Annotated in this window: 10 protein-coding genes; 9 read left to right on the top strand and 1 reads right to left on the bottom strand. The window is 42.9% G+C overall.

The annotated features are described in order from the left end of the window. Nucleotides 1-386: 386 nt before the first annotated feature. The gene (gene bfmR, locus FTV27_RS09585; RefSeq protein ID WP_067764711.1) at nucleotides 387-1,103 is read left to right on the top strand and encodes a response regulator transcription factor BfmR; all 717 of its coding nucleotides are present in this window, start codon (nucleotides 387-389) and stop codon (nucleotides 1,101-1,103) included. A gap of 44 nt (nucleotides 1,104-1,147) precedes the next feature. Continuing rightward, on the top strand, nucleotides 1,148-2,809 hold the full coding sequence (gene bfmS / locus FTV27_RS09580; RefSeq protein ID WP_180034533.1) for a sensor histidine kinase BfmS: 1,662 nt from the start codon (nucleotides 1,148-1,150) through the stop codon (nucleotides 2,807-2,809). Between the two features lie 92 nt (nucleotides 2,810-2,901). Here bfmS and FTV27_RS09575 read toward each other — a convergent pair whose 3' ends face one another. Further along, nucleotides 2,902-3,258 (bottom strand): hypothetical protein, encoded by a 357-nt coding sequence (locus FTV27_RS09575; protein WP_078192296.1) that lies wholly within the window; start codon nucleotides 3,256-3,258, stop codon nucleotides 2,902-2,904. Nucleotides 3,259-3,814: 556 nt separating this feature from the next. Between FTV27_RS09575 and ndhC the strand changes: the two genes are divergently transcribed. The 7 genes from ndhC to nuoH all read left to right on the top strand — a co-directional run bounded on the left by ndhC (nucleotide 3,815) and on the right by nuoH (nucleotide 12,484). Continuing rightward, nucleotides 3,815-4,363 (top strand): NADH-quinone oxidoreductase subunit A, encoded by a 549-nt coding sequence (ndhC, locus tag FTV27_RS09570; RefSeq protein ID WP_078192295.1) that lies wholly within the window; start codon nucleotides 3,815-3,817, stop codon nucleotides 4,361-4,363. A 6-nt stretch (nucleotides 4,364-4,369) separates the two neighbouring features. Then, nucleotides 4,370-5,047 (top strand): NADH-quinone oxidoreductase subunit B family protein, encoded by a 678-nt coding sequence (locus FTV27_RS09565; protein ID WP_078191105.1) that lies wholly within the window; start codon nucleotides 4,370-4,372, stop codon nucleotides 5,045-5,047. Between the two features lie 87 nt (nucleotides 5,048-5,134). Beyond that, nucleotides 5,135-6,922, top strand: a complete 1,788-nt coding sequence (gene nuoC, locus FTV27_RS09560) for an NADH-quinone oxidoreductase subunit C/D (protein ID WP_078191104.1) — start codon at nucleotides 5,135-5,137, stop codon at nucleotides 6,920-6,922. Nucleotides 6,923-6,936: 14 nt separating this feature from the next. Then, nucleotides 6,937-7,446 carry an NADH-quinone oxidoreductase subunit NuoE gene (gene nuoE / locus FTV27_RS09555; protein WP_078191103.1) on the top strand — a complete coding sequence of 170 codons (510 nt, stop codon included), beginning with the start codon at nucleotides 6,937-6,939 and terminating at the stop codon, nucleotides 7,444-7,446. Then, the gene (nuoF, locus tag FTV27_RS09550; protein WP_111884890.1) at nucleotides 7,443-8,774 is read left to right on the top strand and encodes an NADH-quinone oxidoreductase subunit NuoF; all 1,332 of its coding nucleotides are present in this window, start codon (nucleotides 7,443-7,445) and stop codon (nucleotides 8,772-8,774) included. The genes nuoE and nuoF overlap by 4 nt, the downstream gene beginning before the upstream one ends. 11 nt (nucleotides 8,775-8,785) lie before the next feature. Next, nucleotides 8,786-11,464, top strand: coding sequence for an NADH-quinone oxidoreductase subunit NuoG (gene nuoG, locus FTV27_RS09545; protein WP_180078216.1), 2,679 nt, complete (start codon nucleotides 8,786-8,788; stop codon nucleotides 11,462-11,464). Between the two features lie 3 nt (nucleotides 11,465-11,467). Then, a complete protein-coding gene (gene nuoH / locus FTV27_RS09540; RefSeq protein WP_078191100.1) occupies nucleotides 11,468-12,484 on the top strand; it encodes an NADH-quinone oxidoreductase subunit NuoH in 1,017 nt (338 codons plus the stop codon). The last annotated feature ends 3 nt before the right edge of the window (nucleotides 12,485-12,487 follow it).

Here is a 12,487-nt window from a genome sequence, read left to right as displayed (position 1 = left end):
AAAATCCCTATTTTTTATCTTTGTTATATATGCCTTATCCGACAAGGGCATAGCATAGCAAAGTCGAAAAAGAGTGCTTATAGATAACATTGTGGATAACTTCAGAAAGCCTAAAAAGTTGTGAATTAATCAGTCAGTTTTTATTCGATGAAAATGTATCCAAATTTATAATTGTTGGTATTGTGAGCAATAGGGCGTGGAAATGATTGGTAAATACGGCTGCAAAAATGTAGCAGGTTAAAATTTATTACAAAATACGATATTGATGTATCAGTTTGGTGAATGCCATCTTGTTTACAATGTAAACGTGTGTATATTGCAAACTATGTTTAAGCGTATCTATCGGATTTCAAATAGGATACGCCCAATCAAATAAGGGGCAATCAATGAGCCAAGAAGAAAAGTTACCTAAAATTTTAATTGTTGAAGACGATGAGCGTCTTGCTCGTTTAACTCAAGAATACTTAATCCGTAACGGACTTGAGGTTGGGGTAGAACCAGACGGTAATCGTGCGATTCGCCGTATTATCGCTGAACAACCAGATATGGTATTACTCGACGTGATGCTTCCGGGTGCTGATGGTTTAACCATTTGTCGTGAAGTTCGTCCACACTACCATCAACCAATTTTAATGTTGACTGCACGTACCGAAGACATGGACCAAGTGTTGGGTCTAGAAATGGGTGCAGATGATTATGTTGCAAAACCTGTTCAACCTCGCGTTTTACTTGCGCGTATTCGTGCATTATTACGTCGTACAGACAAAGCACCAGAAGATGAGGTTGCACAGCGCATCGAATTTGATGATCTTGTAATTGATAATGGTGGTCGTTCTGTCACACTCAATAATGAGTTGGTTGACTTTACCAGTGCAGAATATGACCTTTTATGGTTGTTGGCATCTAATGCGGGTCGCATTCTTTCTCGTGAAGATATTTTTGAGCGTCTGCGTGGTATTGAATACGATGGTCAAGATCGTTCAATTGACGTGCGTATCTCGCGAATTCGTCCAAAAATTGGTGATGATCCAGAAAACCCGAAACGCATTAAAACCGTACGTAGTAAAGGTTATTTATTCGTAAAAGAAACCAACGGCATTTAATGTAAAATACCGTCCCTTAGTTTGGCAAAGTAGGACACTTTTACGTGTTTAAACACAGTATATTTTTGCGCGTTTATGCGGGGCTACTGATTTTAGTCTTTTTAGTCGCTACATTTGGCTATTTGCTGGTGCAAATCATTAACTACCAGCGCGCGCAAGAATATCGTGAATCGCTTACTGACGGTTTGGCTTTCATTATAAGTGAAGGTATTGCACGTCAGCCAAATGAACAACAAAAGTCAGATTGGGTGTCAGATGCATCCGATCTACTTGAGTTGCCTATTTATTATGTAAAAGCTAATCAGGTTGATTTAACCCGAGCGGAAACAAAACGTATAGAAGAGCGTAAAGCTGTAGTGCGTTGGGACGCACAAACCACAGCAGCTTATATTATTATTGGCTTAAAAGATGACCCTGCACATCTACTGTATATAAAAGCCGATAATATTTCAGAACGCCAAATGAAAGCATTGCCTGTATTTATACTGGATTATTTGGTGTATTACCCAGGTCAAGAAAAACAATATCTTGAAAAAATCCAACATCATTTTTCTTATCCAATTTCAATTCAAAATGTTCAAAGTTTGCCTTTAGACTCTGAGCAAATCGGTCGACTACGCTTAGATCACAGTATTATTTTGTATCGTGATAGTGCAACAGAGCGCGGCACAACTATTTCGATCGTATCACCAATTCCAAGCTCAACTTCAGAAGTCTTGGTCATGGGGCCGGTACCATTATTTAATTGGATGCCTTTCCAGTTGGCAGCGGGTATTACGCTACTGAGCTTGTTTGTCTTGAGCTTGGGTGTTTATGGTCTATTGGTGCCGATGCAACGTAAGCTGCGTGCTGTAAATTATGCGTTAAATAAAATGAAGGGCGGGGACTTATCTGTACGTCTGCCTGTCGAAAGCACGGATGAGTTTGGTACCTTGGCATCCAGCTATAACTCGATGTCAGATCATATTGAGCGTTTAATTGAAGCACAGCGTGAGTTAATGCGCGCGGTATCGCATGAACTGCGGACACCCGTGGCACGTATTCGCTTTGGTGTTGAAATGATGGCGGATGAAGATGATTATGATTACCGGCAGCAACAAGTTGAACAAATCGACAAAGATATCGAAGCGCTCAACACCTTGATTGATGAAATCATGACTTATGCTAAGCTCGAACAGGGTATGCCATCTTTGGAGTTTGAAGATGTTAGCTTGTTTGAAGTTTTAGATCAGGTCCTGATTGAAACTGAAGCCTTAAAGACTGGGAAAACCTTGGAATTGCAAGCACCACCAATTGGAGTGGTTGTGGAAACCGAGCGTCGCTATTTACACCGTGTTGTACAAAACTTGGTGGGGAATGCAGTGCGATATTGTGACGATAAAGTGCTGATTAGTGGTGGTGTGAATGATGAAGGTATGGCTTATATCTGTGTTGAAGATGATGGCCCCGGCATTCCAGAAGAAGATCGTAAACGTATCTTTGATGCTTTTGCACGTTTAGATGATAGTCGCACTCGTGCCTCAGGGGGCTATGGTTTAGGCTTATCGATTGTTAGTCGCATTGCATATTGGTTTGGCGGGACTATTGATATTGATGAAAGTCCAATATTAGGCGGGGCGCGTTTCACCATGACATGGCCTGCAACTCGTTTTAAGAAAAATAAACCGAAGTTAGATGTTAAAGAACCGAGTACCAATGAAAATTAAGTAAGCTTAGATATGTGGCTAAGCTGATTTTAGTGAATGATAAGTATAAAAAGCCATTCAATTTGAATGGCTTTTTGATATCAGTTTTCTACTTATTCCGTAATTGTTGCATCGGGTTCAATAATAGGTTTGCCATTTTTTAATGCGGCAAGAGCATCTGCATTAAAATCGATGAGTAAGGAGTTGTTTTTAGCATCGATAGAATAATTGCTAATAAGTTTTTGATCACCGTTTAAAGTTTCAAGTTTATATTCATCTGCAATATTCATAATCCCGTTAAGGTTGGTTGTTGCAGAAGCTAAATCTTGTCGTAACAACTCATAAATATCACGTAAATCAAAAATGGCATTTTGAGCATCAGGATGCTTATCTAAATAGCTTTTAATATGGTGAATCACCAATTGTGCAGATAGAAAATAATCAGGTTTATGCGTAAATTCTAAAGTCATTATTGTCTCTCCGTTGTGATTGCTTTTTCTGTTTTAACTACAAATATCACACTCTTTGTGGGTCGTGTCAAAGAATTGCAAAAAAGTCACAAGAAGCTAAAAAAAGACTTTTTTCTTTGTGCTAATTCAACTTGTTTTTCATTTTAGGGGAAAGATCAAAGCTAATAGATGGGATAAAAAAGCAACCAATTTGAAACAAAATGGAATTTCTTTAATAAATGATACGGCCATGAAAATTTAATACATGAGCTAAAAGTTGAAGGATTTGTTCATGAAACTGAACAGTCATAATTTTCTGTTAAAATCACATAAATGTAATAATTAATAAAAAAATAAGATCTAATCTAATTAAGCGATTAATCCTAAATTTAAGGGAGTAAACCCAATTTAAATGCTGAAATGATTAAAAAATCATCCTAAAGACGAATATCGATAAGCTAGCAAGAAGCCTCCTCAATCAGGTACAATTGGCGGGATTAATTTTGTGTTTGGTGTATTTGAAGGCCAATACATACATTCTTTGTTAATAAATAGGCCTGCCAGGAGTTATCCCCGCATGAGTGCCATTACTCCATACGATTGGGCAATTATTGCCTTCGTGATCGGCGTTACATTTCTTTGCGTCTTTATGCTGACCGTCCCTTTACTCCTTGGGGGTAAATCATGGGGTCGTGCTAAGCAAGAGCAGTTTGAGTCAGGTGTAGTAGGTGCTGGTGGTGCACGTATTCGCTTGTCTGCGAAATTCTATTTAGTTGCGATCTTCTTTGTGGTGTTCGATATCGAAGCACTTTACCTTTATGCATGGGCATCTTCTGTTCGTGAAACAGGGTGGGTTGGTTTTGCAGCTGCAGCAGTCTTTATTTTAGTTTTACTTGCTGGTTTGGTTTATGAATTGTCTTCTGGTGGTTTGAATTGGTCACCTTCTGACAAACGTAAAGCGGCGGGAATTAAACCTAAAATTGGTTCGCCAAATATGGATATCGCAGAAATCACACGCTTTAACTCTATTGAAGAGTTGGTTATGGACCCTACAGGTCAAATTCCAGCGCAATCATCTGGTCGTGTGAAATCTAAGTCACCGACTGCATCATCTGACAAGGAGTAAGACGGGATGAAATATACATTAACCCGTGCGAATCCGGATGCTGATCAATATCCACTTCAAGAGCGTCAAATCGTTACCGATCCGCTTGAAGAAGAAGTGAATAAAAATGTGTTCATGACTCGTTTAGAGGATGTTGCACATACAGCAGTAAACTGGGGGCGTAAAAACTCAGTTTGGCCGTTTAACTTTGGTACATCTTGCTGCTACGTAGAGTATGCAACGACTTTAACAGGCGTGCATGACTTGTCACGTTTCGGTGCCGAGGTTATTCGTGCTTCACCACGTCAGGCTGACTTGATGATTGTTGCAGGTACATGCTTCATGAAAATGGCGCCAGTAATTCAACGTTTGTACGAGCAAATGCTTGAGCCTAAATGGGTAATCTCAATGGGCGCATGTGCAAACTCTGGTGGTATGTACGACATTTATTCAGTTGTACAAGGTGTGGATAAAATCATCCCTGTCGATGTGTATATCCCGGGTTGCCCACCACGTCCTGAAGCTTTAATTCAGGCATTGATGTTATTGCAAGACCAGATTCAACTTGAGCGCCGTCCTTTATCGGCCGTGATTGGTGATGATCTTAAGCCAGTGTATAAGCCAAAGATGATGCCAGAACGTGACCGTAAGAACGCACAGCGTATTGCAGTGAAAAACTTACGCTCAATGGATGAAATTAAATAATCACTGCGACGAAATATTGATACACCCGGACTGGGTGTAATTGTCGTTTTGATTGACTGAATTTGTATTAAATAGGAAGCCAAGCCAATGGCTGAAACTGACATTGCTATGCCAGAATCAACTCCAGTTGATTCCCGCCCTGCATTTGCAATTGTAGAAGAGCTCAAAACCAAATTTGGTGAGAACTTCTACGTGCAAACGACTTTTGAAGACTTTCCAACAGTCTGGGTTGAGCGCGCACGTGTACAAGAAGTTTTAATGTTCTTGCGTACGGTGTCACGTCCATACGTGATGCTGTTTGACTTGTCTGCGGTTGATGAGCGTTTACGTACACACCGCGATGGTCTGCCTGCATCTGACTTCACTGTGTTCTATCATTTGTTATCGCTTGAGCGTAACAGTGATATTCGTATCAAGGTTGCATTAGCTGAGAATGATGTAAACATTCCAACGGCAACCAACATTTGGCCAAATGCCAACTGGTACGAACGTGAAGCTTACGACATGTTTGGTATCAACTTCGAAGGGCATCCAATGCTCCGTCGTATCTTGTTGCCAACATATTGGGAAGGTCACCCGTTACGTAAAGAATATTCTGCACGTGCGACTGAATACACGCCTTATCGCCAAAACCAAGCGAAACAGGATTACGAACAAGAACATCTTCGTTTCGTACCTGAAGATTGGGGTATGAAGCGTGGGAACGATGATGAAGACTTCATGTTCCTAAACTTGGGTCCTAACCATCCATCTGCGCACGGTGCATTCCGTGTGATCTTGCAGTTGGACGGCGAAGAAGTGAAAGACTGTGTTCCTGACATCGGCTATCACCACCGTGGCGTGGAAAAAATGGCTGAGCGTCAAACATGGCACTCATTCATCCCGTATACAGACCGTGTTGACTACTTAGGTGGTTGTGCGCAAAACATGCCTTACGTTCTTGGCGTAGAGCAAATGGCAGGGATTACCGTTCCTGATCGTGCACAATGTATCCGTGTCATGATGTCTGAATTGTTCCGTATCAATAACCACTTATTGTTCATTGGTACTGCGATTCAGGATGCCGGCGGTATGACCCCAGTATTCTATATGTTCGCTGACCGTCAAAAAATCTATGACGCGATCGAAGCGATCACGGGTTACCGTATGCACCCAGCATGGTTCCGTATCGGTGGTACAGCGCATGACTTGCCAAACAACTGGCAGCACCTCATTCGCGAAATCCTAGATTGGATGCCGAAGCGTATGAACGAGTACTACACTGCAGCACTGAAAAACTCAGTGTTTATCGGTCGTACCCGTAATGTTGCTCAGTATGATGCTAAATCTGCATTGGCTTGGGGTGTAACGGGTACTGGTCTACGTGCTACAGGTATTGATTTCGACGTTCGTAAATACCGTCCTTATAGCGGCTACGAAAACTACGACTTTGATGTGCCTTTAGAGTACGAAGGCGATGCTTATGCACGTGTTCTTGTTCACTTCCGTGAAATTGAAGAATCGCTGAAAATCATCAAGCAATGTTTAGACAACATGCCTTCTGGTGCATACAAAGCAGACCATCCACTGGCTGTTCCACCACCAAAAGATAAAACTTTACAAGACATCGAAACATTGATTACGCACTTCTTGAGCGTGTCATGGGGTCCTGTAATGCCAGCAGGCGAAAGCTCTGTAATGGCGGAAGTGGTAAAAGGTGCGTCGAACTACTACTTGACTTCAGACAAGTCAACGATGAGTTACCGTACACGTATCCGTACACCAACCTTCACGCACTTACAGCAAATGCCTTCTGTGATTAACGGCAGCTTAATGTCTGACTTAATCATTTATTTAGCGACAATTGACGTCGTAATGGCTGACGTGGATCGCTAAGGGGTAATCGCATTATGATGATTTTGACTGACAAAAAACCACGTGTGAATGTTGAAGGGATTTTAACTGCGGAAGAAATCCACGATATCGAACATCACATTGGTCACTATCCGTACCCACGCGCAGCATGTCTTGATGCTTTGAAGTGTGTACAACGCCGTAATGGCTGGGTAGATGATGCACAGATGAATGCTATTGCGCAATTGCTTAGCATGAGCCTTGCAGACCTAGAAGGTGTTGCAACTTTCTATAACCGTATTTACCGTCAACCAGTTGGTCGCCACGTAATTTTATTATGTGACTCGATTGCTTGTTTCTTGATGGGTGCGGAAACACTTGCTGAAGCATTCCAGCGTGAATTAGGCATTTCATTTGGTCAAACGACTGCAGATGGTCGCTTTACTTTATTGCCAATTTGCTGCCTAGGTAACTGTGACAAAGGTCCGACGTTAATGATTGACGAAGACACTCACGGTCTAGTTGAAGTGACTTCAATTAAACAGTTATTGGAGAAGTATGTATGAATACTGAACCAAAACCAATTTATGGCGACGGTAACCCAGAAACTCACCCATTAACTTGGCGTTTGAGTAAACAGGAACACGTTCGCAGTGCAGATGATTACGAAGCACTTGAAGGTTATGCAGGCTTTAAGAAAGCTGTTGGCATGCAACCGAAAGAAGTGCTTGAAGTGATCAAAGCTGCGACTGTAAAAGGTCGTGGTGGTGCGGGCTTCCCTGCAGGGATCAAATGGTCGCTTATGGCGCCAAATGATAACTCAGGCCCTCGTTACCTCATCTGTAATGCCGATGAAATGGAACCTGGTACCTTCAAAGACCGTCTGTTGATGGAAAAACTTCCTCATCAATTGATCGAAGGTATGTTGATTGCTGCTTATACATTAGAAGCAACACAGGGTTATATCTTCATCCGTGGTGAATACATCGAAGCGGCTCAATACTTAAATGAAGCATTAGACCAAATTCGTGCCAAAGGTTACTTGGGTGAAAACATCCTCGGTACAGGTTGGAACTTCGAGTTACACGTGCATACTGGTGCGGGTCGTTATATCTGTGGTGAAGAAACTGCATTGATTAACTCGCTTGAAGGTCGCCGTGCGAACCCTCGTACTAAACCGCCATTCCCACAAGTTGCAGGTGCTTGGGGTCGTCCTACGATTGTTAACAACGTAGAGACTTACAACAACTTACCCGCAATTATGCTTCGTGGTCCTGAATGGTATATCGGTTTATCTGAAGGTAAGTCGAAAGATCCAGGTACTAAAATTTATGGCGCTTCAGGCAAAGTAAAATTCCCAGGTCTTTGGGAACTTCCATTTGGTACAACTGCGCGTGAAGTGATTGAAGATCATGCGGGTGGTATGCGTGATGGTTTAAAACTCAAAGCATGGTTACCGGGTGGTGCTTCTACAGACTTCCTTGCTGCTGAACATATTGACCTTCCTATGGATGCTGAAAGCATCATGAAAGCAGGTTCACGTTTAGGTACGTGTTTGCTCATGGTAGTCGATGAAACTCAGTGTATGGTTTCTGCGACACGTAACTTAGAAGAATTCTTTGCGCGTGAATCTTGCGGTTGGTGTACACCATGCCGTGATGGCTTACCTTGGGCGGTTAAAGCGCTTAAAGCCTTGGAAGATGGCACAGGTAAGAAAGAAGATATCGATCACTTACAAGAACTTACTCGTAAGCTTTGGATTGGTAAAACTTTCTGTGCGCATGCTCCAGGTGCGATGGAACCGTTAATGGGCGCACTCAAACATTTCCGTGGCGAGTTTGAAGCTAAAGTCGTAAATGCGGCAGCTCAAACTAGCAACGTAGAACAAGCTTAAGGAATTCGACTATGGCTACAATTCATGTCGATGGAAAATCGTATGAAGTCAACGGCTCAGAGAACTTGCTACAAGCATGTCTTAGCCTTGGCATCGACATCCCATACTTTTGTTGGCATCCATCCTTAGGTTCTGTCGGTTCTTGCCGTCAATGTGCTGTGACTCAATACGCGAATCCTGAAGATACTCGCGGTCGTTTAGTTATGTCATGTATGACGCCAGCATCTGACAATACCTACATCTCGATTGAAGATGACGAAGCAAAAAATTTCCGTGCTTCTGTTGTTGAATTCTTGATGACCAACCACCCACACGACTGCCCAGTCTGTGAAGAGGGTGGTCACTGTCATTTACAAGATATGACTGTAATGACTCAGCATGACCGTCGTCGTTACCGCTTCACAAAACGTACGCATTACAACCAAGAGCTAGGCTCTTTCATTTCTCATGAAATGAACCGTTGTATTGCGTGCTACCGTTGTGTGCGTTACTACAAAGATTATGCAGGTGGTACAGACTTTGGTGTGTATGCAAACGCTTCGCGTGTTTACTTTGGTCGTCCAGAATCAGGTACTTTAGAATCTGAATTCTCTGGTAACTTGACTGAAGTGTGCCCAACAGGTGTATTCACAGATAAAACTCACTCTGAACGCTATAACCGTAAATGGGACATGCAGTATGCGCCAAGCGTATGCCAAGGCTGTTCTTCAGGTTGTAACATCTCTCCAGGTGAACGTTATGGCGAACTACGTCGTGTAGAAAACCGCTTTAACGGTGATGTGAACCAATACTTCCTTTGCGATAAAGGTCGTTTCGGTACAGGTTATGTGAACCGTGAAGATCGTCCACGTCAACCACAATTCCGTTCTGGTGCAAATGTAACTACAGTTTCTGTAGACCAAGCATTGGATACCGTAATTGAAAATATCCAAGGCAAAAAAGTATTGGGTATCGGTTCACCACGTGCATCACTTGAATCAAACTTCGCGCTTCGCGAACTTGTAGGTCAAGACAACTTCTCAACAGGTATGTCTCAAAAAGAGCAAAAACTTGTTGAGCTTGCAGCTTCTATCATGCAAACCGAAGGTGTTTATAACCCAGGTATGCGTGAAATCGAAAGCTACGATGCTGTGTTGATTTTGGGTGAAGACTTAACTCAAACTGCACCACGTATGGCTCTATCTGTTCGCCAAGCTGCGAAAAATAAAGCCAAAGAAATGGCTGCAGAGCGCCGTACGCAAGAGTGGTTGGCTGAGCCTGTACAACGTATTGCTCAAGATGCGAAATCTCCGATTTACATCCTTGCTGCAACTCAAACACGTTTAGCTGATGTTGCAACAGGTGAAGTTGTTGCATCACCTAACGACATTGCACGTTTAGGTTTTGCGGTCGCAGCTGCTGTCAAAGGTGAAGTGATCTTAGGTTTGGATGACGATGCAAAAGCATTTGCACAAACCATTGCTGACACTTTAAAAGCTGCGAAAAAACCATTAATCATCTCTGGTACAAGCTTGCAAGACGCATCAATCATGGAAGCTGCTGCACAAGTTGCACAGAACCTTGGTAATGCGGGCTTAACATTGACTGTTCCTGAAGTGAACTCAATGGGCTTAGCGATCTTTGGTGGTCAAAGCTTAGAACAAGCATTTGCACAAGATTACGATACTGTGATCGTGGTGGAAAATGACCTTTATCGTCGCTTACCAGCCGCTCAGGTGAATGCTGCACTTTCTGGTAAAGAAGTGATCGTACTTGATCATTCTGAAACTGAAACTGTGAAGAAAGCGAATATTGTGCTTTCTGCTGCAAGCTTCGCCGAAGGTGATGGTACTGTGGTCTCTCAAGAAGGCCGTGCACAACGTTTCTACCAAGTGTATGACCCAAGCTACTACAAACCAGAACTTGCGATCAAAGAATCTTGGCGCTGGTTACATGCCATTGAAACTGGCGTGAAAGGCAAAGCGATTTCTTGGACAGTTCTTGATGACGTGATTGAGTCAGTAGCGAAAAACGTTCCTGCACTTGAAGCAATTCAAGACGTCGCACCAGATGCTGGCTTCCGTGTACATGGTCTGAAAGTGGCACGTGAACCACGTCGTTACTCAGGTCGTACTGCGATGCGCGCACCACTTTCTATTCATGAACCAAAACAACCAGTCGATAAAGACTCTGCGTTGACGTTCTCTATGGAAGGTTATGTAGGTAACCAAACTCCAGCTTCACTTGTACCATTTGCTTGGTCTGCAGGTTGGAACTCACCGCAAGCTTGGAACAAATACCAAGACAACGTGGGTGGTCACTTAAAAGGTGGCGATGCAGGCGTTCGTTTATTCGATCGTTTAGCGAAACGTCCAGCACGTACATTCGTTGCACCTGCACCTGTTGCGGTTAATGGTGAAAGCTTCCGTCTTGTACCGATGCATCACATCTTCGCTTCTGGTGAATTTACAGTGAAAACACCTGCGATGGAATCACGTATTCCTGAAGCAATGTTTGCTGTGGGTGAACAAGATGCAGCACGCTTAAATGTTCAAGATGGTCAACGTATCGCTGTGAAAGCAGGGGATGTTGAAATCGTCCTTCCAGTTCAAGTGATTGAATACTTACCTACAGGTTATATCGGTTACCCAGTGGGTCTAGCACCTACAGTATCGCTTGCAGAACCTGTTTCAGTCGCGGTAGGAGTGTAATTCATGGAACAAGAATTAATCCGTCAAACGCCGCTGTGGGCTGAAAACTGGCCAATCGCCTATTCAGTTCTTCAAGCAATTGTGATCTTACTGGTTGTGGTATTGATCGCTGCGTTGATGTCTTTTATTGAACGTCGTTTACTCGGCTTGTGGCAAGACCGTTACGGTCCGAACCGTGTAGGTCCGGGCGGTATGTTCCAGATTGTTGCCGACATGCTGAAAATCATGTTCAAAGAAGACTGGACACCAAAATTTGCTGACAAATTGACTTTCCGTATGGCTCCAGCAGTTGCGATGGCAACTGCGGTGCTATCGTTCATGGTTATTCCTGTTTCACCTTATTTAGGTGTTTCAGACATGAGCATCGGTCTATTGTTCTTTATGGCAATGGCTGGTATTGCGGTATACGCAGTATTGTTCGGTGGTTGGTCATCAAATAACAAATACGCATTACTTGGTGGTTTACGTTCTGCTGCTCAAACCATTTCTTATGAAGTGTTCTTGGGTATTTCACTAATGGGTGTGGTTGCGATTGCAGGCTCATTCAACATGCGTGAAATTGTTGAAGCTCAACGTGATGTTTGGTTTGTTATTCCTCAGTTCTTAGGTTTCTTGATCTTCGTAGTTGCGGGTGTTGCGGTAACTCACCGTCATCCATTTGACCAACCAGAAGCAGAACAAGAATTGGCAGAAGGTTACCATGTCGAATACGGCGGTATGAAATGGGGTATGTTCTTCGTTGCGGAATACGTCAACGTCGTACTGATTTCTGCATTAATCGTGACTTTATTCTTCGGTGGTTGGTTAGCGCCTTTCAACCTAGATATTCCATTCATTCCAGCTGCGTTCTGGTTCATTATTAAAACAGCATTCTTTGTAATGATGTTTGTCTTGGCTCGTGGTTCTTTAATGCGTCCACGTTATGACCAAGTCATGAACTTTGGTTGGAAAATTTGCTTGCCATTGGCGTTGGTTAACCTTCTGGTAACTGGTGCTGTGATTCTGATGAATCAGGCCTAAGAC

It is taken from the genome of Acinetobacter sp. YH12251 (assembly GCF_013417465.1).
GTDB classification, from domain to species: Bacteria; Pseudomonadota; Gammaproteobacteria; order Pseudomonadales; family Moraxellaceae; genus Acinetobacter; species Acinetobacter amyesii.
The sequence above is the reverse complement of the archived record's forward strand: the minus strand, read 5'-3'. Positions and strand labels throughout refer to the sequence as shown.